The organism is Glutamicibacter sp. MOO4 (assembly GCF_056934395.1).
In genome coordinates this window covers 401,820-427,470 of the sequence record NZ_CM167800.1, presented here as the reverse complement: position 1 = coordinate 427,470, position 25,651 = coordinate 401,820, and the positions used below count along the sequence as shown (strand labels likewise).

Genomic DNA, 25,651 nt, shown 5'->3' with positions numbered 1-25,651 from the left:
GTTCAAACCAATACTTGGCCCGATGGCCACACCAGCAGGTGTTCTCCAATCAAGGATTACACCATTCCCGCTGCGAAAACCTCGGATCAGAAGACCGTTACGCCCCACGCAAGCAAGTGCGAAATTAAGTATCCCAGCGGGATAACAAAGAGCACCGAATCAAGTCGATCCATAATTCCGCCGTGCCCAGGAAGCAGGTTGCTCATGTCCTTAATGCCCAGTTCACGCTTGACCATCGACTCCGCGAAGTCGCCGGTGGTTGCTGCGATAGTGGTGAAGAAGGCCAAGATCACGCCAGTCCACCACGGCATATCCAGCCAGAAGTACATTGCGCAAGCACCAATAGCCATTGAGCCAATTAGCGATCCGCCAAAGCCCTCCCAAGATTTCTTCGGAGAGATCTTCGGCGCCATTGGATGTTTACCAATGAGCACACCAACAATGTAGCCGAAGGTGTCATTGGCAACGGCCAAAAGCAGGATCGTAGCAATCAGCAGCTGTCCGTCTTCTCCGTCAAGCATCAACAGCGCGAAGGAAAGCAACAGCGGAATCCAGCTAATGATGAACACACTGCTCATCACCGAGGCGACCGCACCCTTCAGACCTTCCATCAGCCTAAAGAGCAGTGCAACCAAAACGCAGGCAACAAAGCTAAACCCGAGGGCTTCTACTCCCCCAAGTATGGCGCTGACCGGGAGCAGGATCGATGCCAGATACAGCGGTATTTGAGGCACCGCAGTTTTGGCATGAGTTGTTGCTCGTGCCACTTCCCAGCAGCCGATGCCGCTTAGTACGGTGACGGCAAAGACCAGCAACGGTTCCACCCAGAATAGTCCTACGAGCACAACGCCCAGCAGTACTACCCCGACGCCGATAGCGGCCGGCAGGTTTCGGCCGGCGCGTGAGACCTTGGGTTCGGGGTTGCCGATGAGCAGTTCGGGCGGGATTGCCGCTTCCTTAGCATCGGGTTCACCAGTTTCGGCAAGATCCTCTGAGTCGGTTTCCGGCGGGGCCGGCACACGAAGTTCCGACTTGCTTACGCCCAACGACTTTTGGTCTGCACCTTTGTTTGCCTCGGTCGCATTTTGCTGCCCCTTGCTTTGAGCCTCACGCAGTGCGCGAGCCTCTCGCCGGGACATCGGCTGAGAATTACCGGATGCCACTGAGGGCACCGCCGAAGCGTTGCCCTCAGTGTTCTCTGTCGAGCCTGGCATTAGACTTCCAGCAGCTCGGCTTCTTTTTTCTTCAGGATCTCATCGACTGAATCAACGTGCTTCTTGGTCAGCGCGTCAAGGTCCTTTTCTGCACGGGTACCCTCGTCTTCGCCAATTTCGCCATCCTTGACCAACTTGTCGATGGTGTCCTTAGCCTTGCGACGGTGGTTACGCAGTGCAACACGAGCGTCTTCACCCTTGGCCTTGGCCAGCTTGACGTATTCCTTGCGACGCTCTTCGGTCAGTACCGGAAGGGTCACGCGGATCATCTTGCCGTCCGAAGAAGGGTTAGCGCCTACTTCTGGGTCACCCAAAGCCTTTTCGATTTCGCGCAGTGCGGTCACATCGAATGGGGTGATGGTGATGGTGCGTGCTTCTGGAACCGCGAAGGATGCCAGCTGCTGCAGTGGGGTTGGCGAACCATAGTAGTCAACCATGACCTTTGAGAACATACCAGGGTGGGCGCGACCGGTACGGATCGTCGCGAAGTCCTCCTTGGCGGCATCAATGGTGCGTTCCATCTTATCGGCGGTCTCCGCCAGCGTTTCCTCAATCACCGGTACTCCTCAAGTTCTTCATCTGTGTTTCCGCTACGGGAAAATAAATCTACTTCAATCCTAGGCCACGTTCACCGATTAAACGGTGACGGTGGTTCCGATCCGCTCACCGCGGATGGCTGCAGCGACATTTCCTTCGCCTTCCATGCCGAAGACCAGCATGTCTAGCTTGTTGTCCTGGCACATGGTCATAGCGGTCTGATCCATAACGCGGATGTTGTTCAGCAGGGCTTCGCTGTAGGTCAGCGTGTCCAGCTTCTTGGCGCTTGGGTCCTTCTTCGGATCAGCGGTGTACACGCCGTCAACGCCCGACTTGGCCATCAGTACCTCGTCTGCGTCGACTTCCAAGGCACGCTGAGCGGCCACGGTATCGGTAGAGAAGTAAGGAAGACCAGCGCCGGCACCGAAGATGACCACGCGGTTCTTTTCCATGTGGCGGATGGCGCGACGTGGAATGTAGTTCTCTGCGACCTGAGCCATAGCGATGGCGGACTGAACGCGGGTTTCAACACCGCACTGTTCCAAGAAGTCCTGAAGGGCCAGGCAGTTCATGACGGTGCCCAGCATGCCCATGTAGTCGGCACGTGAACGGTCCATGCCCGCAGCGGAAAGTTCTGCGCCGCGGAAGAAGTTGCCGCCGCCAACAACGATGGCCACCTCAACTTCTCCAACGGTCGCAGCGATCTGCCGTGCAACGCCACGCACGGTGTCCGGGTCAACACCGACCTTGCCGCCGCCAAACACCTCACCGGAGAGCTTGAGCAGGACGCGACGACGTTTGGTTTCTGGGGTGGTTGTCATAAGTTGTCTTACTCCTGGAGGTCGGAATCAAGCTGGGGGTAGTACTTCCCAGTTCCCAAGGTATCTTGAGATCCGGGCTCGAGAAAAGGGAGGCGAGTCACCGAGTTTTCTCTCGGTGCTCACCTCCCTTTTCTCTGATGCGGTCAGGTTACCCTGCCCGCCGTTCGCTTAAAACGTGCGGCTAGTGCCTAATGCGCTAAAGCTTAGGCGCCTACGCGGAAGCGAGCGAAAGCAACTGGCTTGGTGCCAGCTTCTTCAAAGACCTTGCCTACGGACTTCTTGGCATCCTTGGCGAAAGCCTGGTCAACCAGAACGATTTCCTTGAAGAAACCGGTCAGACGGCCTTCAACGATCTTGGTCAAAGCAGCTTCTGGCTTGCCTTCTGCACGAGCGGTTTCGTCAGCGATACGGCGCTCATCGGCAACCTTATCTGCTGGAACCTCATCGCGAGTAAGGAAAGTTGGAGCCAATGCAGCGGTGTGAACAGCAACATCGTGTGCAACGGTGCCGGCAGCTTCGCTGTCAGCATCCACAGCCAGCAGAACGCCAACCTGAGCTGGCAGGTCCTTGCTGGTCTTGTGCAGGTAGGCTGCAACCTTGGCACCCTCGATGCGTGCTACACGACGAACAACGATCTTCTCGCCGAGGATTGCGCCCTCTTCGATGACGGTGTCGCCGATGGTCTTGCCGTCCAGCTCGTAAGCCAGCAGTGCTTCTGCATCTGCTGCGCCGGAAGCCACAGCGGCATCCAGAACCTTGTTGGACAGTGCGATGAACTTCTCGTTCTTTGCGACGAAGTCGGTCTCGCAGTTGATCTCGATCATAACGCCGACGGTGCCTTCAACCTTGGCAGCAACCAAGCCTTCAGCAGTCGAACGGCCTTCGCGCTTGGTAGCGCCCTTCAGGCCCTTTACGCGAATGATCTCGATGGCCTTCTCGGCGTCGCCGTTAGCCTCGTCCAGAGCCTTCTTAACGTCCATCATGCCGGCGCCAGTGCGCTCGCGCAGTGCCTTGATATCAGCAGCGGTGTAGTTTGCCACGTGCAATCCCATTCAGCTAGGAGTTTCAAGTTTGATTTGCTTGTGGGACGGGTCGGTTTTCCGGCCCGTCCCACAAGACTTAGTCGAATTTGCCTCGATCAACACGCTAGTGTGTCAAGGCAAATTCTTAGAGTCACGCAGGTGACTACTTAGCTTCGTCTGCCTCGGTTGCAGCTTCTGCAACAGGAGCTTCTTCAGCTGGAGCTTCAGCGGCAGGAGTTTCTTCCTTAGCCTTTTCGCCCTCAAGCAGTTCGCGCTCCCACTCAGCCAAAGGCTCAGCAGCACCCTCAGACTTACCGGCAGCCTTGTTGTTCTTGGCGATGAGGCCTTCGGCCACAGCGTCAGCAACAACGCGGGTCAGCAGATTGACGGAGCGAATAGCGTCGTCGTTGCCTGGGATTGGGTAGGTAACTTCGTCTGGATCGCAGTTGGTGTCCAAGATGGCCACAACTGGGATGCCCAGCTTCTGAGCTTCGTCGATAGCCAAGTGTTCCTTCTTGGTGTCAACGATCCAGATAGCCGAAGGGGTGCGGGTCAGGTTACGGATACCGCCGAGGTTGTTCTGCAGCTTGGTCAGCTCGCGCTTGAGCAGCAGAAGTTCCTTCTTGGTGTGACCGGAGCCAGCAACGTCCTCGAAGTTGATCTCTTCCAGTTCCTTCATGCGCTGAACGCGCTTGGAGACGGTCTGGAAGTTGGTCAGCATACCGCCGAGCCAACGCTGGTTCACGTATGGCTGGCCAACGCGGTTAGCCTGCTCGGCGATCGATTCCTGAGCCTGCTTCTTGGTACCGACGAACAGAACGCTGCCGCCGTGGGCAACAGTCTGCTTGACGAACTCGTAAGCGCGGTCGATGAACGACAGCGACTGCTGCAGGTCAATGATGTAGATGCCGTTGCGCTCGGTGAAAATGAAGCGCTTCATCTTTGGGTTCCAGCGACGGGTCTGGTGGCCGAAGTGGACGCCGCTGTCAAGCAGCTCTCGCATGGTTACGACTGGCATGTCGCAACTCCTTTCAGCAGTGGCGGACCGGGCACAGATGCGCCCGCGGTAACTGCTCTTGTTTGTTCGGGTTGATGCAGATAGCCATTGTGGTTATCCGCCCTAGTACGAGCGCCGAAGATGCTTAGCATCTCGCCTTCGATCCACCGATTCTCTCGGACCACTGGAACCTCAGGCCACAACCAAAGTGGTCATGGAAACTCATACGCGAAGTCAATCCCCTATCCGCTGCATCCAATTTTGGACACACCTATGACAGGAAACTGCTGTTTCAAGTGTACTACAGAGATGATAACCACCCACACGCAGGAAAGTGATCTAGAGCCCATCAACTTACCCACATTTCGTCCCCACTGCCTCCAGTTGCTGACAAGCACCACGCAGGCTGAATAAATGAATATTAAACGCTGTCTCTACTTCTTAGTTGTACTTGCACTTACCTTCGGCTCATCCGCTGCCTCAGCGTCCACCGGGTCAAGTCAATCACTGGCCAAACCCGCAGCGTTAAGTACCGCGGCAGGTTGGCGATGGCCGCTAGCCGGTGAACCCAAGGTCCTTGAGCCCTTTGATAAACCCGCCCAAAATTGGTTACCTGGTCATCGCGGAGTGGACCTCGGTGCATCCGAGGGAACTAAGGTCTATGCACCACAGCGCGGGAAAGTTACTTTCGCTTCTACCGTTGTTGACCGACCTGTGGTGGTTATTGACCACGGTGGCGGGTTTAAGACCAGCATCGAACCGGTGACCGCAACTGTGAAAGTCGGCGCAACGGTGAACGCCGGGGATCAGGTGGGAACCGTAGCCACTGGAGCTCACTGCTCTGGGCGCTGCATCCACTGGGGTGTGCGGCTAGAGGGCGAATATATTGACCCCGCATTACTGGTGCGCGATATGCGCCCGTCGATCCTCTTACCGCTTCACGAGTAGCTTCAAAACCCGTCCCAAAGAAAAATCGCCCGACAACTAGATGTAACTAGTTGTCGAGCGATCAGTGTTGGTAGGGAGTATGGGACTTGAACCCATGACCAAGGGATTATGAGTCCCCTGCTCTAACCAACTGAGCTAACTCCCCACATGTGTTCAACACCTATTGGTGCAAGCACACTCGAAATATTCTAGGGCATCACTAGCCAAAACACCGATTTGGCGCACCCCGTCGTGACACAAGACTTAGTGCGTGGAGACCTTTTCACCGCGGTACAACGCTTCGAAGGAGTCCATTGTCTTTTTCTGCGCGTGGTTCATCACCTTACGGTGTCCGGCCTGGCCAAGTTTGGCCCGCTCATCTTCGCTCAGGGCCAGAATGCGGTCGAGCTTGTCGGCCAAATCTTGGCGGTCGCCAGGTTTGAACATGTAGCCATTGACCCCTTCATCAACTAGATGAGGCAGCGCCATGGCATTAGCCAGCACTACCGGCCTTGACGCGGAGAGCGCTTCGAGTGTGACCAACGATTGGAGCTCCGCGGTTCCTGGCTGACAGAACACATCGCATCGCAAGTAGGCCTGTCGAAGTTCTTCGTCGCTGACCAGTCCGAGGAAGCGTACGCGGTCCCGAATTCCCAGATCATCGGCAATCTTTTCCAGGTGGACTCGTTGCTCGCCACCACCGACGATTTCGATGATGGCGTCCGGCACCTGAGTCATCAAAGGCAGCGCCTCGATGAGTTCGTGGATGTTCTTTTCAACAGCCAAACGACCAGCGAAGAGGATGGTTGGGAAGTCATTCTTGATGATCTGTTCCCCGGGAGCCAACTCGTAGTTGCCAACCTCAATGCCATTAGACAAAGGCAAAACGTTCATCAGCTTGGCACGCTCGCGCATGGCTTTGGCAGCCAAAGGTGTTGGAGTGGTCACGGCGTCAGCGCGAGCAAAGATCTTGCCCATGTCCTTCCAGGAGTTATGCGCCACGATGCGTTTGAACCACTGAGGGAATGGGAGGAAAGGGTCAAGATTTTCAGGCATGAAGTGGTTCGTGGCCACTGAGCGAACCTTGTTTTTCTTGGCCCATCCAACGGAACGCTGACCAATCATATAGTGGCTCTGCGCGTGAATGACATCAGGTTTGATGTCGGCCAACAACTTATCAATCTGCCTGTTGACTTCCCAGGGGGCGACGATTCGGAAATACTCGTGGGTCGGAACCGAGTGCGATTTCAGACGATGCACAATTGCTTCTTCACGGATTTCGGTGAAAGTCTTACCATCGTCACCACGTACAGCTAGCACGTGCACCCGATGTCCTCGGGCATGCATTTCGGTGGCTAACCGATAGCAAAACATCGCTGCGCCGTTTACGTTCGGCAGGTAGGTGTCAGCTGCAATGACAATGGTCAGTGGTTTTTCCTCGGCCACGGGCATCCTTAGTCGTTCACAAGAAATTTGGGTTGATGAAAAGTCTGTAGGTTCAGTCTATTTGGGCTCGGGCAGTTCTTTGTTCGCCTCGGATCGATTTCGGCGCTCGATCACGTCTGGGTGATAGCGCGAGAGAGCCACAACTCCGACTATTGCAAAGCCAGCTGCCACGACCATCAGCACGGTGACTAGAAGTGGAACATCGGGGCGCAATTCACCCAAGATGCTCGCTCCGATAGCAATGCCAATAATCGGGTCAATGACGGTCAGTCCCGCGATCACAAGCTCCGGAGGCCCCTTTGAGTAGGCCTTCTGCACAAAAAATGAACCGAGGAGCCCAGCGACCACCACGGCGACTCCAGCGATCCAAGGAAGCTGTAGAAAGCTACTGTTTCCGATACCCAGCACGGCGATGGCGATGGTTCGAACCAGTACCGCAACAAACCCAAACAGCACGCCTGCACCAACAATAAAGAAGATCGCTACCAACTTGCGGTGGAACAAGATCGTGGCCAATCCCACGATGGCAACTACCCCGGCCAGGATCATTTCAATCAAATGTGACTGTTCTTCGGTCACTGCATGATTGCTGTTGGTAGCTGTAACTGCCAGCAACACAAAGCCAACGGAGCCGATCATGCAACTGATGATCGCCAGCACCGTTGGCCGGTTCATGGAGATGTCGGTTTCTTTGGCATTAACCACTGCAGTGACCACGAGAGCGATGGCACCAATTGGCTGCACCACGGTAAGTGGGGCACTGGCCAAGGCAAAAACGTTCAGAGCCATGCCCAAAATCATCAGGAGCAGTCCACCCATCCAGCCTTTATTGCTGGCGAGGTTTCCTGAATTCCTTAGGGTTAGTTCCAGACCATCCACGGATTCACGTACCGCTTTGGACTGGAAGTGGGCCCCAAAGGCAAGACAAAAGGCACTGCATAGTGCCGCTGCAATAGCGATCCAAACCATGTCAGTGCCTTTCTAGCCCAAATTTTTTGTACATGACGGGGCGGTCCTCTTCGCCCTGGCGCTGTCGCACCGCCCCGTCAGCAGAAAACTTAGGAGCGCTTGAATAAAGCGCGGATTACAGCCCCGAGTGCCAGCGTTGAACCAGCCATCACTACATAGGGGCGTGCTTGCTCTGCGCGTTTACCGCTGACTCTGTCAGCCTCCGATTGATCTTCGGAAGCCGAAGACGAAGGGCGGACAAATCCACGAGCCTTAGCAGCAGCACCGGAAACTCGATCTCCAGCATTCTGCGTAAAGGTACGTACTTTATCGATCTTGGCCAGAGGCGCCTGAACGCTCTCGCCTAGGTTGTCGCGCAAAGCCTGGATCTGGCGACGACGGCGACGGGTACGAAGGATCAGTTCGTCAGCACTTGGTGCTGGCGGCTTTGGTTCCTTCTTCTTGTCCTTGTCGTTGTCATCGTCTTCTTCAGACTTCTTCTTTAGCGGCTCGTCGAGGGTAGAAACGTCAAATCCACTACCGTCCTTGAGCACGCCGAAGTCATGACGCAGGCCACGGATTGCTGCTTCCGGCTTCAAAGGTAGAGCCTTCTTGATCTTGGCGTATCCGACCAATCCCAAAATAGCGGCGACCAGGAGGAAGAATCCTGCAATGATCAAAGCGGCGGCCCAACCGGGCAACCAGATAGCCAGAACATTTACCAAGGTCACGACTACAGCGATCACAAAAAGCAATACCAAGAGCAACGCGGCACCCGCGAGCGCTGCGGCGGTGCCGAGCCTGATTCCTTTGCCCTTGAGTACCGTGGTGGCGAGCTTGACTTCGTCGGAGAGCTGTTGGGGAACAAGCTCCTTAAGTCCATCAACCTGCGACTTTGCACTTTTGACGCTCGACTTCAGGCTTTCGTCAGCTTGCATCGATTCAGCTTCAGTCATGGTTTCTCCATATTCTCGATCGCGCGGCAACCGGTATAACTCACGCTAACATTCCGGCTACCTTCAACGACTCAGTCTTCAGGCGTAAAACCCATAGCTCAATCTCATGCTTAGGGTGTAACTGTTAACGATTCGAAAGTCTATCGTCTTATCACCTGAGGTTATAGGAGATCCGCCCATCAGACTTATTTCAGTCGAAATACCCAGTTGACTTTAGGGTCGGGGAAATAAAAAAAACTTCCCAGCTACCTAAGTAACTGGGAAGTTTTTTCTTGGCTCCTCCAACTGGACTTGAACCAGTAACCCTTCGATTAACAGTCGAATGCTCTGCCAATTGAGCTATGGAGGAATGCAACGAGTAATACTTTAGCACTGGCCAACTCAGGTTTTCAAATCGGTGAGCTTCGGTGGCGCCACCGGTGATTTATCCCCAAAATTCGGCGATTTGAACCACTACCTCGCTAGGCCCCAGAGCTAGATCCGCTTCATCGCTTCTTGTGATCTGAGGCATACTTGGCTAGCTCCAATAGTTGCTGTGCGGAGCGCTGCCACGAATAGTGCTCTGCACGGTGAACTGCACGCTGCGAATACTCTTCCCAGACTGTAGGCTCATCCAACTTACGTACTTGTTGCGCAAACTCTTGTGCGTCATCCGGCGAGGCGTACAACGCGGCGTCTTCGGCGACCTCCCTGAAGATCGGCATATCGGTCACGACTACAGGAGTACCCATACTCATCGCTTCAACCAGCGGAAGCCCGTAGCCTTCTTCACGCGAGAGCGTCACCAAAGCGGTACATTCCCTGAGCAGTTGCTCGTATTCTTCGTCGCTGACTCCGTTGTGGAACACTACGCTGGCACCATCGGGAATCAGCGCACGCAGTTCCGCAGAACGTTGTTCATTGATTCCGCTAAGCAAGTGCAGCTCGAATTCCGGCAGGTATTGCATCGCGCGAAGCAAAGTTTCAACGTTTTTGTACTCCATGAAGGAGCCCATGTAGAGCAACGTCTTTTTGGGTGTCAGCGAGGGGTCCCGGCGAACAAAATTTCCGGTCGGCGCGTTGGATACCAAACCAATATGCTTCTTGGTCAGTCGGTGCTTGCGCATAAGTTCAGCCGTTGTGTTCGAGACGGTGGCCACCGCATCGGCTCGGTTCAGTAACAAGCGTTGTGGCCAATAGACCTGGTGGAAGAGGAACCATCCGGCCCGAATCGGTGCTGGCAGGAACTTCGGTGCGTGCGGGTGCGCGTAGTAAATCAGATCATGCAAGGTAAGAATGACCGGGAATTTTCTTCCGATCGTGCCCATGGTTTGCATTGGAGAGAAGACCACATCGGGCTTGAGCTTATTAATCTGCAGCGCAACTAATGGTTCCAGCACGCTAGTTGGCGCCGTGACTAACAGATAGGGAACGTCAGGGAGCATCGCCAATTGCCGGGTGTCGTTGATCAGCATGGTGACGTCGGCGAGTTTGCTTGTTGCCGCGATGAGACCAGCGGTGTAGCGACTGATTCCGTCATGATGGGTGATGCGGGTGTATCGGGCGTCGATAACTAATTTCACGGGCGCAGTTGCCTTCGGTTCTTCGGAAGCTTATGTATTCCAGCCTAGCGCTTCGCCGGGTGGCGCATGATCCAGAACCACACGACTGCGATCAGAGCGGCGCCTACCCACCCAATGAGCGCAGCGACGATTCCCAAGGCGCTACCCAGAACACCACCGAGCAGACTTCCCAGCGGTATGGCGCCAAAGGTAAAGAGTCGGCGAGCACTAAGCACTCGGCCTAATAACGCTTCCGGAACAAGTTCCACCAGCCATGAGGAGGCCGCGATATTAAAGATCAGCGTCGCACTCCCCCATCCCAGTGCTTGGATGGCTAGCAATACGATGCTCCAAAAATCGCCGACGAAGGCGGCTAACAATACAAATCCGGCCAAGATAGTTTGGACTACTCCGGTGAACATCAGTAATTTCGCCGCCGAGTAGTGTCCTACTACTTTGCTGGCGGCCAAGGCTCCAATCAGTCCGCCAACCGCGCAAACCGAGGCATAAAGCCCGAACCCGACTTCGCCAAAACCTAGGTCGTTGATGATGAAGATGGCTTCGACGGAGGAGCCGGTGGCTAATCCCAGATTGGAAAGTGCCACAACCATCGTCACGGTTCTAAGTTCTCGGTGTGCAAACAGGTACTTGATACCGGCGAGGACAGCACCTTTTTCCGGCGTTGACCCCTGAGTAAGATCTGCCTTGGGCTCATGGTGATGATCGCGAATCCGCAATGCGAGCATGAGTGCCAATACGGCCAACGCTGCAGATATGCCCAGTAGAGCTGGTGCACCGAGCAAGGCAAATCCGGTACCGGCGAGCGCTGGCACGATGACCGTCATCGATTGGTCTGCCGCACTGAGTCGGGCTATGAGATTGCTGATGCTCGAAGACCTGCGTTCAGGGTCCATTCCGATAAGTCGAGGAACGGCCGAGGTCTGTGCAGTTTCCGAAAATACGTTGCAGACACCTAACAATGTGCACAGCAGCATGCCCATAGCGATGCTTAGTGCGCCGACAAACGCCAAGATCGCCAGGCACATCATCACGGCGATTTTTCCGCTCAGGCCAATACGCAGGAAACGCAGTGCCGAGTATTTGTCGACCAGATGACCGGCCGGGATGCTGGCGAAAACAAAAGCCAGCGAGCCCAAGGTATTGAGCAGGCCCATCTGGAATGCACTCGCGCCCAGTGCTGAGACAAAGAGCAAGTCAATCGTAATGTCACCAAGGCCTCGGCCGGCGGCGTCGGACGCATTGGAGGTAATCAAGTAGCGCTGGCTACGTTGACTTCCCCTGGCCTCATCGATGGTCACCTGAGTCTCCTTGATCTAACCGCTTGAGCATATTCGGATTACCCGCCAATTGCAATCAAACAATTAGTGATACCTAAAAAGACAAGAACCCGAGGACTTCATGCGGTTTTCGCGCCCTCAGGGTAAATAGATGAAGCTTCAAACATCAGGTCAACGGTCAATTTATCACAACTGGCACACCTAGCAAGCGAGATGTCGAAAAAATCTCACCGCGACTCCACTTGGGTTAGTCGGCTTGCATTAACTAATTACTTTGTGTTGTTAATAGATTCTTGTTAGGTGAGCCTGACCAAATATCTTTCGATCCTATCTGAGGAGCATGCTCTTGGGTGCCTCACTACCTACCCTGCAATTCCCTGATGTTCCGGTGCCGCTCTACGACGACGCGCTCCTGTGCGCGAGTACGGCGGAAATCTACGAAGAAATCTCCCACAGGGCAGCAACCATTGTCGCCAACAAGTTCAAAACCGTTCACGCCCCCACGACCGGACCGACCCCACAAGAGATGGCAACCAAGATCAACCACGTTGATCTGGACTTTCCCCTCGGTACCACCGAGGAGTCATTCGCGGAACTCAACGACCTGTACCTCAAAGACGCTGCCTACTTCCACGACACAAAGTACGCAGCACATCTAAACTGCCCCGTAGCTTTGCCGGCAGTCGTGGCAGAAAACTTCGTTACCAGCATCAACACCTCAATGGATACCTTCGACCAAAGCGCCGCGGCCACGCACATTGAGCGAAAATTGGTTGACTTCACCGCTAACCTGATCGGCTACGACCCGGTACAGGCTGATGGGATCTTCACCTCCGGTGGCACCCAGTCCAACCTGCAGGCGATGCTCATCGCTCGCAACACCGCCACAGCCAAGCTGAAAGGTCCGTTGCCTCAGCGACTGGCCAACTTGAGAATCTACTGCTCCGAAGACGCGCACTTCTCGATCCGCAACGCAGCGATGCTTCTAGGACTGGGCTACGAAGCAGCAGTTGCCATTCCTACCGATGCCCAGCACCGCATGGACGCTCAGGCCCTACAAGCCCAACTAATTCAGGATTGTGAATCCGGGCTGGTACCCATGGCGATTTCAGCCACCAGCGGGACCACCGACTTCGGCGCCATCGATCCGTTACCGGACCTACGCCAGCTGGCTACCGAGTTCGGCGCCTGGCTGCATGTTGATGCCGCCTATGGATGCGGGCTACTACTTTCAGAACGACACCGGCATCGTCTGGACGGTATCGAGCAGGCTGACTCGGTGACCGTGGATTATCACAAGTCCTTCTTCCAGCCCATCGGCTCCAGTGCTTTGATCGTAAAAGCGGCATCAAGTTTTGAATCGATCGCGCACTACGCCGAATACCTCAATCCGGCCTCCGAGGCAGCCGCTACTCCTAATCAGGTGTCGAAGTCTTTGCAGACTACGCGCCGCTTTGACGCTCTGAAGTTGTGGGTAACCCTACGCACGCTCGGCGCCCAACGTCTGGGATCAATGTTTGATCAAGTCATCGCGCTGGCCGAAGACGCGCAACAAGAAGTCGCCATGCGCGCCCAACTTCACCTGGTTGCCGATGTCCAGCTAAGCACTTTGGTCTTCTCCTTCGAAGACCCCATTCATCCACTGGAAATTGAAGAGCACAACCAGCTGGCCAACCAGATCCGTCAACGCCTGTATTCCAGCGGTGAAGCAATGATCGCTGCCACCACTGTGGCTGGCAAACGCCTGCTCAAGCTCACATTGCTCAACCCCAACACCACGCTGAGCGATATCAGCGAAATCCTCGACGCTATTTGCCGCACCGGCACGCAGATCCTCACCGAGCGCACCACTGGAGAAAACGCATGAATCAGCCAAACGAACACTTTGATGTTATTGCCATCGGAGCGGGCCCCTTCAACCTTGGTTTTGCTGCACTGACCGATGGAATTGAGGACTTCAACGTTGCTGTCCTCGAAGCCGGCGACCAGTTCATCTGGCATCCAGGCATGATGTTGCCCGGGACCCACTTGCAGGTTCCATTTATGGCCGACCTGGTGACCCTGGCTGACCCCACCAACAAATACTCATTCCTGAACTATCTCAAGAGCAAAGAGCGGATCTACCCGTTTTATATCCGCGAAGACTTTTACGCGCTACGTCAGGAGTACTCCAACTATTTGGCGTGGGCCGCTGAAAATATTCACAGTGTGCGTTTTGGCCACCGCGTCTTGGAAACCGAATACCGCGATGGCCGCTACCACCTGTCGGTATTGACCGAAGCTGGTCTGAGCCACTTCACCGCCAACAAGCTAGTACTCGGAACCGGCACCCAACCATTCTTGCCACCGGTGATTACCGACGCCGCTGCCAAGACCGGCAAAATTATCCACTCCAGCCAATACCTCTTCGAGCGTGATGCCTTACTGGCGTCTGCCGGTGATACCTCACGCCCGCAAGTGCACTGCGTTGTAGGCAGCGGTCAGAGCGCGGCCGAGATCTTCCTTGATCTACTGCGGAGCCTGCCAGAAGCTGATCATCTCATCTGGGCTACCCGTTCCGAACGCTACTTCCCGCTGGAATACACCAAACTCACTTTGGAAATGACTTCGCCGGAATATATCGACCACTTCCACGGCCTGCCTATGGCCAAACGCGATCAGCTTAATGCCGAGCAGAAAGGGCTATATAAGGGCATCAACGCGGATCTGATCAATGAGATCCACGAAGAACTTTATGAACGCAGCATTGACGGTGCAGCCAATGTGCACCTTCGCACCGGTTGCGCCGCGAAGAATATCGACGCGGTAGCCGAAGGCATCAGCATTAGTTTGCATCATGAGCGCACCGAAGAGGACCTAGATTTTGTCGTCGACAATCTGGTGATGGCTACCGGCTACCGTGCAGGTGTCCCAGACTTCCTGAGTGGGATTTCCCAACGCATCGAATACCTCGCCGATGGCCGGTTCAACGTTGACCGCGAGTATTCAATCGGTAGTAAGCAGGACATCTTTGTGCAAAACGCTGAACTGCACACCCATGGCTTCACCGCGCCAGATCTTGGCATGGGTGCCTACCGTAATTCGGTCATCATCAACCGCATCGCCGGCCGCGAGGTGTACCCGGTCGAAGAGCGAATCGCCTTCCAAGTATTTGGGGCAGCTCAGCTGACCGGACTACCCACCGCTTCCCCCGCCAATCTGCACGCCTAAGGACAAATTTTCATGACAAACTACGCTTTCCGCTCCGTTGCCCTGCCGCAAGACACCGACTTGCTGCATTCCTGGATCGCCACCGAACACGCCGCTTTCTGGGGCATGCCCAACGCTACGTCTAACGAAATCTTCGAGGAATACTCCACCTTGCTGGACACCGAAGACTACGAGGTGCTCCTAGGTCTGGATCACGATGGCACGGCTCGGTTCCTCATCGAGCTCTACAACCCGGCCACCTCGCCACTAGCCGATACGTATAACTACGTCCGAGGTGATCGCGGCCTCCACTTCTTGTCTCCAGCAACCCAGAGCCCTGCGCCGGGATTCACCCTAGAAGCCCTGACTGCCGCAGCGCAGTATGCTTTCGCCAAGCCCGGCGTTCAGCGCCTTGTTGTTGAACCGGATGTTCACAACAAGGCCATCCACGCACTGAATGCGCGTATTGGTTTCCGACCGATTCGCCCCATCAAACTGGCCGAGCACGATGGTTCCACCAAGCAGGCACTTCTCTCGATTTGTACCCGCAACGACTTTGAGAGCGCCACCGGCAACAACCTAAGTTCTTCCTTCCTTAGCCCCGAACAGTGGGAGCAAGCCAACCGCCATGTGCTGGCCAAGGCCCTGGGCGAATTCTCACACGAACGACTGTTGGAACCAGCCGAACAAGGTGATGACACCTACTGTGTGCAGAAACAGGGACATCGTTATCTCTTCACCGCACGTCGTTTTCAACTTAACCACTGGTTAGTTCAGCCGGCCAGCATCGAACATCTAGAATTCATCGACGGATCCTGGCAACCTGCAGACGTGGATGTCATCAACTTCGTCACGCTGTTCGCCACTGAACTCACGCTGAACCCTGCGCAGTTGCCGACCTATTTGGAAGAGCTCTCCTCCACGCTGTCCAGCCACTGCTACAAGCAGGTGCACACCACCCATGATTCGGCGGCTTTGGCACAATTCCCAGGCACCGCAGCACAATCCTTCCAGCTCATTGAGTCGTCAATGACCGAAGGCCACCCGTGCTTTGTCGCCAACAACGGACGCATGGGTGTAGGACGTAGCGACTATCTACGTTTTGCCCCCGAGACCGGTTCCGCGCTGAACCTCGGCTGGGCTGCCGCCCACACATCGCGTGCCCAGTTCGATTCCATCAGCACCCTGGATTATGAAACGCTGCTGGCCGAAGAGCTGAGCCCGGAGGAACGCAAACAGCTCGATGACGCGTTAGCATCGGCATTGTTTGGCACCGGATACTCGCCTGAGGATTACATCTTCATGCTGGTGCACCCGTGGCAGTGGGAAAACCGTTTGTCCATCACCTTCGCCAACGATATTGCCCGCAAACAGCTCATCTGGCTTGGCTCTAGTCACGATGAGTACCAAGCCCAGCAGTCGATCCGCACCTTCTTCAACCTCTCGAAGCCAACTCGCCACTACGTGAAAACCGCGATGTCGATCCTGAATATGGGCTTCATGCGTGGACTCAGCGCCGAGTACATGAAAGTCACCCCGGCTATCAATCAATGGTTGGGAGAACTGTTCGAGAACGACCCAGTACTCAGCGCTCAACCAGTTTCGCTGCTGCGCGAAGTGGCCGCGGTGGGCTATCGCAATCCTCAGTTTGAAGCGGCCACCGTGAAATCAGATCCACAGCGCAAGATGCTGGCCGCCTTGTGGCGCGAGTCGCCGATCAACCTCCTGGAAGAAGACCAAAAGTTGGCCACCATGGCCAGCCTGCTACACGTGGATGCCCAAGGTCGTTCTTTCGCCGCCGCGCTGATTCGTCGCAGCGGTTTGGCACCGTCGACTTGGCTGGCGCAGTATCTTGATGCTTACTTGGTGCCGTTGGTCCACTGTTTGGCCGCCTACGATCTGGTCTTCATGCCACACGGGGAAAACGTGATCATGGTTCTGGAAAACGGTGCGGTTCGCAAGGTTCTGCATAAGGATCTGGGCGAAGAGGTAGCGGTGCTTTCTGACAGTGTAGAGCTACCTGAAGAAATTCGTCGGGTACGTACCGGTGGTGATCCGGTGCTCTCGGTCTTCACCGACGTCTTTGATTCGTTCTTCCGCTTCCTTGCTCCGCTGTTGGACAACGAAGGTGTACTGGCAGAAGAAGAGTTCTGGAGCGTTGTTGCGCAACGCTTGCTGGAATACCGTTCAGAGCATCCGCAGTTTGCTGGGCGCTTTGACGAGTTGGGACTCTTTGAGTCTTCCTTCCCGCTCTCGTGCCTGAACCGATTGCAGTTGCGCAATCATCAGCAAATGCTTGATCTCACCGATCAGTCCTCAGGTCTGCTTTATGCCGGCGACCTGGAAAATCCGCTGGCTACCGCGGTGATTCCGGCAAGCTAGACCGTAGCTTTCGAACGCATCGCGTCACACAGTCATCGTGTGGCGCGATGCGTTTTTCTTCTGGTTTTTAAGAAAGCCGCCGTCCAATCTGAGCGACACCTTCACCGTCCAGCTTGGCCACGAAGTTTTTGCGCCCGGCCATGACCATCACCAAATCCAATAGTTTTCCAGTGACCGCCGGTCCCTCACCATGGGCAAATGGATAATCGGTGGCACTGATTCTCAGGTCTTTGACCAACGTATGGCTGTTGACGGCAAAGTTCTTCGTTGCCATAAAACTTGCGACGAGCCTGAGGCTTTGACGCGATGGCTCCAGTTTGATGCCCAGCGGCACGGCAATGTCTTGGCCGTGAACGATTATTTCCGTCAGTAAGCCGTGCACTGAGTTCAGTGGCGCCACCGTTTTGTGTACTGTCTGCTCAAAATTTTCCCGCGTTGCTTCGGGGTCGGACCCCAAGTATCTACCAAGCAGGCGGTCATTATGCCGATCAGTGTTAAAGCCACTGCTGAGCATGTTGACGAGCCACGCGCCGGTGCCTGTTGCGCCTGCCGCGGCCAGATGCGCCACGACGTCACGAACCTGCCACTGGTCACACAGCGTGGATTCCTGCCACTGCTGCGTGCTCAGATTTCCTAGAATCTCTGCAAGCTTTGCTCGTTCGATTCCAACCAATTCCCAATCGTGATTCGCTCTCACGGCGCTCCTTTCCAAGGCAGCGTATTTCAGCTGTAGTCCCCACCCTAGCGTGGGTCCCGACATGGCGAACGAGAGTGTAATAATCCAGAAATCGCCATTCCTGATTTGTTCCGTGCTAGTTTAGTTATCACAATTGAACAGTGTTCAAGAATCTGTAGAACGCCGCTACCAACAACACCTAAGGGATCCATGTCAGCCGAAACCCAACCAAAAAACACCACAACTTTCGCTGAACTAGCTACACGCATCAAGCAGGGCCACCGACTGGCAACCAGTGAAGCCCTTGGCCTACTTTCTACCAGCGACGCCGATACCTTCAGATTGGTCAATGAAGCTGGGCGACTACGACGTAGATATTTTGGCAACACGGTCAAGGTGAACTATCTGGTGAATCTCAAATCAGGCCTGTGCCCCGAAGATTGCACGTACTGCTCCCAGCGCCTTGGTTCCAAAGCACAAATCTTGAAATACACGTGGCTAAAAACCGAAGAGGCGGTGCACCAAGCCGGGCTGGGCATTGCAGGTGGTGCCTCGCGCGTTTGTCTTGTTGCGTCCGGAAAATCCCCTTCGGATCGCGATGTCGATCGCGTGGCGGGCCTAATTAACTCACTCAAGGACGAGCACCCTGACGTTGAAGTATGCGCCTGCCTCGGAATTCTCAAGGATGGTCAGGCAGACCGCCTAAAAACAGCGGGTGCCGACGCCTACAATCACAACCTGAATACCGCAGAGTCCATGTACCCGGAAATCTGCAGCACACATGACTTTGATGAGCGGGTGGCCACAGTTCAGCAGGCCCAAGCCAGCGGCCTGTCCCCTTGTTCAGGGCTCATCGTGGGGATGGGCGAATCTCATGAACAGCTTGTTGAGGCAGTATTTGCGTTGCGGGAACTGAACGCAGACTCCATTCCGATCAACTTCCTCATGCCCTTTGACGGCACTCCGCTTGAGGGAACATGGAACCTCACCCCGCTAGCTTGCCTACGAATTCTTGCCCTGGTTCGCATGGCCTGCCCAGATAAGGAGGTGAGGATTGCCGGCGGTCGAGAAATGCACCTACGTTCGTTACAGGCCACCGCACTGGAGGTAGCCAATTCCCTTTTCCTCGGAGACTACCTAACCAGTGAGGGCCAGGATTCGCGGGCCGATCTTCAGATGATCACCGACGCTGGCTTTGTCGTTCTAGGCCAAAGCCATTCCGATATCTCCGCACAGACCGACAGCACGCATAAACCGTGCTCCGACCATGACTCGTGCGGTGGCGATTGCTGCACCACCTCGCCAACAAATACCGAACCGGCATTACGTCGGCGAGGGGCCGGAACACAACAACTACCCAACGCCTAGTGGCATTAGCTGCGTGGCAACGTCAGGATTTCCGCACCGGTTTCGGTGATGGCAATGGTGTGCTCGGTGTGAGCGGTACGGCAGCCGGTAGCACTGCGCAAGGTCCAGCCGTCCTTGTCCATGATCAATCGATCCGTGTTGGTCATGATCCATGGCTCCAGCGCCAGCAGCAGACCGGGGCGCAGTTTATAGCCTCGGTTTGGGCGACCGTCGTTGGATACGTGCGGGTCCTGGTGCATGGTGCTACCAATGCCGTGTCCACCAAATTCCATATTGACCTTGTACCCGGCGGCCTTGATGACCGACCCCATTGCATAGGAAAGGTCACCCACCTTGGCATCGGGCTTCGCTGCGGCAATTCCGGCGGCCAACGCAAGCTGTGTGGTTTTGATCAGCTTCTGATCTTCAGCCGAACCCGGGGAACCAACAACAAAGCTAATGGCAGCGTCCGCGGCGATGCCGTGCAGTTTGACTGCCAAATCCAGCGAAAGCAGGTCACCCTCGACCAGCTTGTAATCGCGTGGCAGCCCATGCAGCACCGCGTCATTTACTCCGGTGCAGATGTAGTGAGCAAATGGACCATTGCCGAAGGATGGCGCGTAGTCGACGTAGCATGATTCGGCACCTGCACTCAAAATCATCTCTTTGGTCCAGGCATCGATTTCTAGCAGATTTGTGCCCACTTGCACCCGCTCTTTGAGCGTGGCAAGAATGGTGCCTACTAGTTCTCCGGATGCGCGAGCCTTATCCACCTCAACAGGTGTAAGAATTTCAATCATGCCAATAACTATACCGGTCATATAGTACCGGTACTATAATTTTCTTATGGTTAGATTGCCGCTCACTGCCAAAGAACTCGAACAGGGAAAGACTCTCGGGTCAATCCTGCGACGCGCACGAGGCGAACGCACCATTCTTGACGTCGCGCTGGAAGCCGGGTTATCCCCCGAGACGTTACGGAAAATCGAAACCGGACGGGTAGCCACCCCCGCTTTCTCCACCATTGCAGCCGTAGCCGCCGTACTGAATCTATCGCTGGACGAGATCTGGTCAACCATCAATCTGCAAGCAACCTTAGATGCAGTACCACCTCGCGCCAAGCAACTAGCGCACCGCTAAACAGCAGCATTTCATCCTGACGCCAATGTACGCTTTTATGCGTACATACACCCTGTGGAGCGAAGGAACTTATTGTGGCAAGCCGCCTCACACTCCCCCTCTCCCTTCCTTCCAAGGAAGAGATGGATCTGTTTCAAATCATGGCAGCATTGGCCGATCCAGTCAGGCGCGCCATCATCGCCCACATAGCTGCCACGCCTGGCGGGGCGTGCAGCAGTTCTGACTTTGGCGTCTCAAAATCAGCACTCACTCGTCATTGGCGCATTCTTCGTGAGTCAGGCCTAATCCGACAAGAAGTCGACGGAACTCGCCACCGCAATTGGTTGCGTTCTGATGAACTGGACGACCGATTCCCCGGACTGATGAGCACAGTTCAACAAGAAATCGCTCGCAAGAGCAACGTTGATTTAGACGGAGAAACAAATGAGCATTAACAACATCGGCATTATCGGCAGTGGAGCGATTGGCCAAGAAATTGCACGTTTAGCTCTTGCAGCTGGACTGTCCGTCGCCATTTCCAATTCACGCGGACCTGAATCCCTGTCCGATCTCATTAAGAACCTTGGTTCCAACGCGCACGCTGCAACCGCCACTGAGGCAGCCGAGTTTGGTGACATTATTATCTTGGCCATTCCTCTCTCGGCCTACGCACAACTCCCCACCCAGGCACTAGCAGGCAAAACGGTACTGTCCACCGGCAACTACTACCCTGCCCGCGATGGTCGTATCGAGATTCTCGATTCTCTGAAATCCACCACGGCCGAGCTAGAAACAGCTCTGCTTCCTGACGCCAGTATCGTTAAAGCCTTTAACAACATCGTGGCGCACCACATCCCACTGCTTGCCCACTCCACACCGAAGACCGCACTGCCCGTTTTCGGGGATGATCAGGCCACCAAGGCTGAAGTGCTGGAACTTATCCGAACTCTGGGATTCGACACAGTTGATGCTGGCAACCTAGCTGATTCTTGGCGCACCGAGCCCGAATCAGGGGGCTATACGCTCACCTACGCTGCCGATCGTGCTGGTTTTGCTGCCGACTACCTCGCCGATCGCGGTCAACCGGTGACCTTCGCGCAGCTAGAAGCGGTGCTCCTAGGTTCACAACGACCCGACGTCGCTGCCCGGCAGTTCTGACAGATAGCAAGATCCTCCTAGGAATAACCGACCAGAGCTACTTGTTGGTTCAAGTATGAAGAACATCGGATTCTTATCCTTCGGTCATTGGACCGACCATCCGCAATCTGGCACCCGCAGCGCCTCGGATGCTCTACTGCAGGCCATCGATCTTGCAGTGGCCGCTGAAGAGCTCGGTGCGGATGGTGCGTACTTCCGCGTGCACCACTTTGCCCAGCAATACGCGTCCCCTTTCCCGTTGCTCGCAGCCATCGGCGCCAAGACCAACCGCATCGAAATTGGCACCGGTGTCATTGATATGCGCTACGAGAATCCGCTATACATGGCCGAAGACGCAGGCTCCGCGGACTTGATTTCCAATCGCCGGCTGCAGCTAGGCATCAGCCGTGGTTCACCCGAGCAGGTTGTCGATGGCTGGCGCCACTTTGGTTTTGAACCAGAAAACGGTGAGTCCGACGCCGATATGGGACGCCGGCACACCGAACGCCTACTCGAAGTTCTTACTGGCGTTGGCTTCGCCGAGCCAAGCCCCAACCCGATGTTCACCAATCCTCCAGGACTCCTGCGCATTGAGCCGCACGCCCCTGGTTTGCGCGAACGCATCTGGTGGGGTTCAGGCTCTAACGCCACTGCCGTCTGGGCGGCCAAGCTGGGCATGAACCTGCAAAGCTCCACCCTGAAGGACGACGAATCGGGTAAACCGTTCCACGTCCAGCAGGCCGAGCAAATCCAGCTCTACCGCGACGCGTGGAAAGAAGCCGGCCATCAGCGCGAGCCTCGGGTCTCGGTGAGCCGAAGCATCTTTGCGCTCACCGATGAGCGCGACTGGCAGTACTTCGGTCGCGACCGCTACAGCTCGGACCAGATTGGCAACATCGATGAGAAGACCCGTGCGGTCTTCGGCAAATCCTATGCCGGCGAGCCTGATGAACTGGCCAAAAAACTGGCTGAAGATGAAGCGATCGCTGCTGCCGACACCTTGTTGCTCACCGTCCCCAACCAGTTGGGCGTGGATTACAACGCGCATGTCATCGAGTCGGTACTCAAACACGTTGCTCCGCAGCTTGGATGGCGCTAACTTCACATAGTTACGCCGTTTCTCTTGGTCATTAAGCCCTTGGGCAACCAGTGATTAGGCTGGAGTCTAAGAGTCAGATCATTATCGGACAGAAAGCAGAGATTTTTATGAGTTCCCCATTGAAGGTTGCGTTCATCAAGGCCAGCTGGCACGCAGATATCGTCGATCAGGCATTGGCCGGTTTCACCGCTGACATGGATGCCTCCGGCACCCAGTACACGGTTGATACCATCAGCGTTCCCGGCGCCTACGAGATGCCTTTGCAGGCCCAGCGCTTGGCCAAGACCGGGAAATACGATGCGATTGTTGCCGCTGCCTTGGTCGTTGATGGTGGAATTTACCGCCATGACTTCGTAGCCCAGGCCGTTGTCGACGGCCTAATGCGCGTTCAGCTTGATACCGACGTACCAACGTTCTCAGTCAGCCTGACCCCGCACCACTTCCACTCCAACGATGAGCACCAGAACTTCTACTTCGAGCACTTCCTCAAGAAGGGTGCCGAGGCAGCGCGAGCTGTTCGAGCAGTAGCAGCTATCGAAATCTAAGCTTCAGTTAGCTAACGCTCAGGCGTGTTGATAAGTCCCACTCATGAGGACTAATCAACACGCCTGAGCTGTTTTTTGCTCTCAGCTCTGTTCCTGCTCGCTTGAAGAAATGCCAAGCTTGCCTTGTCGCCACAAAACAATGTCTAGTACTCGTAGCAGCGACAAATGAGGTTGGCCTGCTTCAGTCTTGATCGATCGGAGCTTGTCTACGAATTCCGCCGCTTCAGTCGAGCCATCATGAAAAGCAGCGAACCAAATCTCCCATTGCTCTGCACTACTCCTGATTCCACATACCTCTTTGACGACTGAGTCCCAAATTGGAATCAGTTCTGGCCGCTTTCGAGCCATGATCTTGCTAGCTGTCGTCGGGCCAACGTTCCAACGGTCGCCATGCTGGCGCAGAAGCGCCCAAAGTTTGTCTGCTGGTGACCCCGTGGACAGATACTTATCGAACGACTCGCGCGTCAGATCTTCGAACTTCAAGTCTGAAGGAATCTGTGACAGTAGTTCACTAATTCCCTCTGCATAAGTCTCGAGGATTCCCAAAGATGCCTGAGCTGGCACATCTACAGAGAGCATGGATACAGCTACTAGGTCGGTAGCCATTATCTAATTTGGATCAATTTTGTTTTCTGCGCCAAGAGTCTCGAAACGCGAACCAGAAAATAATGGCCGCCCGTTTTCCAACGTCCGGAAGTATTCTTGGATATCTCGCACACCGGTAGCGTGGTCAATCTTCGAACGAAGTTGCTGCGGCATCATTCCCCCATTGTTTGGTTGAAGCTCTAATTATTTCAACAAACCCGAGCCAGCCGACATTTTGAGCCCGCCTACAATAAATTGCGCAAATTGTCGCTTTCTATATTGTCCCTAGTCTCATCTACGCTCAGGACATGATTGATTTTAATAATTCCTCCGTCTTCAAATTGGGCCCTTGGGAGCTTTCACACGTAGCACCAGAGGTCATGCCCATGCTGGTCCATGGCGAAGAGCTACTTGCTGCCTTCAAAGGCGCCCGCGACTACGTGGTCTTCACGAACAAGCGCTTGATAGCCGTAAATGTGCAAGGAATGACCGGCAAGAAACGCGACTACACCTCGTTGCCCTACTCAAAAGTTCAGTCCTTCTCTGTTGAAACAGCCGGCACCTTTGACCTCGACGCCGAGCTGGATCTGTGGTTCAGTTCCCTGGGCAAAGTTCGCCTTGAGTTCAAAGGCAAAGTCGACATTCGCGCCCTTTCACAAATGATTGCTAGCTACGTTTTGTAGCGCTTTGCACTTACCACGCAGCCCGCGGGCTAAGCCGCGCGGCTGCCATGGAAGCACCCAAGATGATGGTGCGCATAAAGCGTTCGGAAGCTTCGATCAGTAATCTCTCCCCATCGTCAACCGCTTCTTGCAAAGTCATTGGGATCGGCATAATAGAAGCGATCGCGTCGATCCCGATGTCATGCACATCGCGGCATCCTCGACCCAAGGTTCCGGCGAGCGCCACCACTGGAACTCCATGTAGCGACGCACGTCGCGCTATCTCGGCTGGGACTTTGCCCTTGGGCGTCTGGAAGTCGATGGCGCCTTCGGCGGTAATCACTAGGTCTGCCCCGCGCAACATCGAATCCAAGTCGATCCCGGCCAAACCCGAGTCTAAGATCGCTTCAAAGCGGGGCACAAGGCTCGCGCCGATCGCCGCGAGCCCAGCGCCCAGTCCCCCTGAAGCACCGGTTCCCGGTCCCGTCGCAAAATCAGTGGAGCGTGCAGTTTCTAGGGCATCGCGCCTGAGTACTGAGGCCCAGCGTTCGAACCCGGCAGACATCTGCTCCACCTGTTGTGGCGTAGCGCCTTTCTGCGGCCCGAAAACGCGGGCGACTCCACGTGCACCGGTCAGCACGTTGTGTTGGTTCAGCGCCATCGTGATCTGAATTTTCCCCTCAGCCAAGGCTGGGTGTAATCCGTCCAGGTCCAGCCGGTCGATACGGCCAAGGTAATTGCCGCCAGCAGGAACTTCGCGTCCTTGCGCATCAAGAATCCTGGCACCTAACGCCTGCAGTGCTCCCGTTCCGCCGTCGGAGGTTCCCGAGTCACCACAACCCACCAAAATTTTTGTTGCGCCAGCGTTGATGGCTGCAACTATTAGCTCTCCCACGCCGTAGCTTGTGGTGATGCCCGGGTCACGCTGATCTCTTGGGACCAATCGCAAACCCGCAGCCGCTGCCATCTCGACTACTGCTGTTCCTGCAGCATCTCCGCCGAGCATCGCGTAATGGGAATCCACCTTTTGACCTACCGGACCGCTCACGCGCACCGGAACCAGATGGCCACCTGTTGCACAGGCCAGTGTTTGTGCCGTGCCTTCTCCGCCATCGGCGATTGGTACGGCCTTAACAGTGGCCCCGGGTAGGGCACGGCGGACGCCTGCCCCGATGGCTGTTGCAACTGCTGCGGCCATCCAGT

At 55.4% G+C, this 25,651-nt stretch carries 25 protein-coding genes and 2 tRNA genes; 11 read left to right on the top strand and 16 right to left on the bottom strand.

Annotated elements, in window-relative coordinates; all coding sequences use genetic code 11:
* Nucleotides 1-86 precede the first annotated feature (86 nt).
* The 5 genes from AC1Z3F_RS01970 to rpsB all read right to left on the bottom strand — a co-directional run bounded on the left by AC1Z3F_RS01970 (nucleotide 87) and on the right by rpsB (nucleotide 4,612).
* Nucleotides 87-1,214 carry a phosphatidate cytidylyltransferase gene (locus tag AC1Z3F_RS01970; protein ID WP_483566486.1) on the bottom strand — a complete coding sequence of 376 codons (1,128 nt, stop codon included), beginning with the start codon at nucleotides 1,212-1,214 and terminating at the stop codon, nucleotides 87-89.
* The gene (gene frr / locus AC1Z3F_RS01965; RefSeq protein ID WP_131090030.1) at nucleotides 1,214-1,771 is read right to left on the bottom strand and encodes a ribosome recycling factor; all 558 of its coding nucleotides are present in this window, start codon (nucleotides 1,769-1,771) and stop codon (nucleotides 1,214-1,216) included. The genes AC1Z3F_RS01970 and frr overlap by 1 nt, the downstream gene beginning before the upstream one ends.
* A 78-nt stretch (nucleotides 1,772-1,849) precedes the next feature.
* Nucleotides 1,850-2,572: a UMP kinase gene (pyrH, locus tag AC1Z3F_RS01960; protein WP_131090031.1), complete on the bottom strand. Its 723-nt coding sequence runs from the start codon at nucleotides 2,570-2,572 to the stop codon at nucleotides 1,850-1,852.
* A gap of 203 nt (nucleotides 2,573-2,775) precedes the next feature.
* On the bottom strand, nucleotides 2,776-3,612 hold the full coding sequence (gene tsf / locus AC1Z3F_RS01955) for a translation elongation factor Ts (protein ID WP_131090032.1): 837 nt from the start codon (nucleotides 3,610-3,612) through the stop codon (nucleotides 2,776-2,778).
* 145 nt (nucleotides 3,613-3,757) lie between these two features.
* Nucleotides 3,758-4,612 (bottom strand): 30S ribosomal protein S2, encoded by an 855-nt coding sequence (gene rpsB, locus AC1Z3F_RS01950; RefSeq protein WP_131090033.1) that lies wholly within the window; start codon nucleotides 4,610-4,612, stop codon nucleotides 3,758-3,760.
* Between the two features lie 393 nt (nucleotides 4,613-5,005).
* Between rpsB and AC1Z3F_RS01945 the strand changes: the two genes are divergently transcribed.
* Nucleotides 5,006-5,539: a M23 family metallopeptidase gene (locus AC1Z3F_RS01945; protein ID WP_483566485.1), complete on the top strand. Its 534-nt coding sequence runs from the start codon at nucleotides 5,006-5,008 to the stop codon at nucleotides 5,537-5,539.
* A gap of 68 nt (nucleotides 5,540-5,607) precedes the next feature.
* Here AC1Z3F_RS01945 and AC1Z3F_RS01940 read toward each other — a convergent pair.
* The 7 genes from AC1Z3F_RS01940 to AC1Z3F_RS01910 form a co-directional block, all read right to left on the bottom strand.
* A tRNA-Ile gene (locus AC1Z3F_RS01940) sits at nucleotides 5,608-5,684 on the bottom strand.
* A gap of 98 nt (nucleotides 5,685-5,782) precedes the next feature.
* Nucleotides 5,783-6,970: a glycosyltransferase gene (locus AC1Z3F_RS01935; protein ID WP_483566484.1), complete on the bottom strand. Its 1,188-nt coding sequence runs from the start codon at nucleotides 6,968-6,970 to the stop codon at nucleotides 5,783-5,785.
* 51 nt (nucleotides 6,971-7,021) lie between these two features.
* Nucleotides 7,022-7,933 carry a DMT family transporter gene (locus AC1Z3F_RS01930; protein ID WP_483566483.1) on the bottom strand — a complete coding sequence of 304 codons (912 nt, stop codon included), beginning with the start codon at nucleotides 7,931-7,933 and terminating at the stop codon, nucleotides 7,022-7,024.
* An 89-nt stretch (nucleotides 7,934-8,022) separates the two neighbouring features.
* On the bottom strand, nucleotides 8,023-8,868 hold the full coding sequence (locus AC1Z3F_RS01925; RefSeq protein WP_483566482.1) for a phage holin family protein: 846 nt from the start codon (nucleotides 8,866-8,868) through the stop codon (nucleotides 8,023-8,025).
* A 273-nt stretch (nucleotides 8,869-9,141) separates the two neighbouring features.
* Nucleotides 9,142-9,217, bottom strand: a tRNA-Asn gene (locus AC1Z3F_RS01920).
* A 136-nt stretch (nucleotides 9,218-9,353) separates the two neighbouring features.
* Nucleotides 9,354-10,430: a glycosyltransferase family 4 protein gene (locus tag AC1Z3F_RS01915; protein WP_483566481.1), complete on the bottom strand. Its 1,077-nt coding sequence runs from the start codon at nucleotides 10,428-10,430 to the stop codon at nucleotides 9,354-9,356.
* A gap of 44 nt (nucleotides 10,431-10,474) precedes the next feature.
* Complete coding sequence (locus AC1Z3F_RS01910) at nucleotides 10,475-11,728, bottom strand: MFS transporter (protein ID WP_483566480.1); 1,254 nt, start codon at nucleotides 11,726-11,728, stop codon at nucleotides 10,475-10,477.
* A 325-nt stretch (nucleotides 11,729-12,053) separates the two neighbouring features.
* On the opposite strand from AC1Z3F_RS01910, the gene AC1Z3F_RS01905 reads away from it, so the two are divergent.
* The 3 genes from AC1Z3F_RS01905 to AC1Z3F_RS01895 are packed head-to-tail and all read left to right on the top strand — an operon-like array spanning nucleotide 12,054 to nucleotide 17,278.
* A complete protein-coding gene (locus tag AC1Z3F_RS01905; RefSeq protein WP_483566479.1) occupies nucleotides 12,054-13,574 on the top strand; it encodes a pyridoxal phosphate-dependent decarboxylase family protein in 1,521 nt (506 codons plus the stop codon).
* Complete coding sequence (locus AC1Z3F_RS01900) at nucleotides 13,571-14,917, top strand: lysine N(6)-hydroxylase/L-ornithine N(5)-oxygenase family protein (protein ID WP_483566478.1); 1,347 nt, start codon at nucleotides 13,571-13,573, stop codon at nucleotides 14,915-14,917. The genes AC1Z3F_RS01905 and AC1Z3F_RS01900 overlap by 4 nt, the downstream gene beginning before the upstream one ends.
* Nucleotides 14,918-14,929: 12 nt before the next feature.
* Entirely contained in the window at nucleotides 14,930-17,278 is a 2,349-nt protein-coding gene (locus AC1Z3F_RS01895) for a GNAT family N-acetyltransferase (RefSeq protein ID WP_483566477.1), read from the top strand.
* 67 nt (nucleotides 17,279-17,345) lie between these two features.
* Here AC1Z3F_RS01895 and AC1Z3F_RS01890 read toward each other — a convergent pair whose 3' ends face one another.
* Entirely contained in the window at nucleotides 17,346-17,990 is a 645-nt protein-coding gene (locus AC1Z3F_RS01890) for a maleylpyruvate isomerase family mycothiol-dependent enzyme (protein WP_483566476.1), read from the bottom strand.
* A 174-nt stretch (nucleotides 17,991-18,164) separates the two neighbouring features.
* Here AC1Z3F_RS01890 and bioB point away from each other — a divergent pair, with 174 nt between their 5' ends.
* A complete protein-coding gene (bioB, locus tag AC1Z3F_RS01885; protein WP_483566475.1) occupies nucleotides 18,165-19,322 on the top strand; it encodes a biotin synthase BioB in 1,158 nt (385 codons plus the stop codon).
* A gap of 5 nt (nucleotides 19,323-19,327) precedes the next feature.
* On the opposite strand, the gene map is transcribed toward bioB, so the two are convergent.
* A complete protein-coding gene (gene map, locus AC1Z3F_RS01880; RefSeq protein ID WP_483566474.1) occupies nucleotides 19,328-20,101 on the bottom strand; it encodes a type I methionyl aminopeptidase in 774 nt (257 codons plus the stop codon).
* A 46-nt stretch (nucleotides 20,102-20,147) separates the two neighbouring features.
* Here map and AC1Z3F_RS01875 point away from each other — a divergent pair, with 46 nt between their 5' ends.
* From AC1Z3F_RS01875 to AC1Z3F_RS01855, 5 genes are all read left to right on the top strand, one after another.
* Entirely contained in the window at nucleotides 20,148-20,441 is a 294-nt protein-coding gene (locus tag AC1Z3F_RS01875) for a helix-turn-helix transcriptional regulator (protein WP_483566473.1), read from the top strand.
* Nucleotides 20,442-20,563: 122 nt separating this feature from the next.
* Nucleotides 20,564-20,875 carry an ArsR/SmtB family transcription factor gene (locus tag AC1Z3F_RS01870; RefSeq protein WP_207306522.1) on the top strand — a complete coding sequence of 104 codons (312 nt, stop codon included), beginning with the start codon at nucleotides 20,564-20,566 and terminating at the stop codon, nucleotides 20,873-20,875.
* Nucleotides 20,865-21,578, top strand: coding sequence for an NADPH-dependent F420 reductase (locus AC1Z3F_RS01865; RefSeq protein WP_483566472.1), 714 nt, complete (start codon nucleotides 20,865-20,867; stop codon nucleotides 21,576-21,578). The genes AC1Z3F_RS01870 and AC1Z3F_RS01865 overlap by 11 nt, the downstream gene beginning before the upstream one ends.
* Before the next feature lie 55 nt (nucleotides 21,579-21,633).
* Nucleotides 21,634-22,656 carry an LLM class flavin-dependent oxidoreductase gene (locus AC1Z3F_RS01860; RefSeq protein WP_483566471.1) on the top strand — a complete coding sequence of 341 codons (1,023 nt, stop codon included), beginning with the start codon at nucleotides 21,634-21,636 and terminating at the stop codon, nucleotides 22,654-22,656.
* Nucleotides 22,657-22,763: 107 nt separating this feature from the next.
* Nucleotides 22,764-23,201, top strand: coding sequence for a 6,7-dimethyl-8-ribityllumazine synthase (locus AC1Z3F_RS01855; protein WP_444612945.1), 438 nt, complete (start codon nucleotides 22,764-22,766; stop codon nucleotides 23,199-23,201).
* 81 nt (nucleotides 23,202-23,282) lie between these two features.
* On the opposite strand, the gene AC1Z3F_RS01850 is transcribed toward AC1Z3F_RS01855, so the two are convergent.
* Complete coding sequence (locus AC1Z3F_RS01850) at nucleotides 23,283-23,807, bottom strand: DUF6308 family protein (RefSeq protein ID WP_483566470.1); 525 nt, start codon at nucleotides 23,805-23,807, stop codon at nucleotides 23,283-23,285.
* A 287-nt stretch (nucleotides 23,808-24,094) separates the two neighbouring features.
* Between AC1Z3F_RS01850 and AC1Z3F_RS01845 the strand changes: the two genes are divergently transcribed.
* The gene (locus tag AC1Z3F_RS01845; RefSeq protein WP_483566469.1) at nucleotides 24,095-24,469 is read left to right on the top strand and encodes a PH domain-containing protein; all 375 of its coding nucleotides are present in this window, start codon (nucleotides 24,095-24,097) and stop codon (nucleotides 24,467-24,469) included.
* 10 nt (nucleotides 24,470-24,479) lie between these two features.
* Here the strand turns inward: AC1Z3F_RS01845 and AC1Z3F_RS01840 are convergent, their stop codons facing one another.
* Nucleotides 24,480-25,646, bottom strand: coding sequence for a glycerate kinase family protein (locus tag AC1Z3F_RS01840; RefSeq protein ID WP_483566468.1), 1,167 nt, complete (start codon nucleotides 25,644-25,646; stop codon nucleotides 24,480-24,482).
* Between the last annotated feature and the right edge of the window lie 5 nt (nucleotides 25,647-25,651).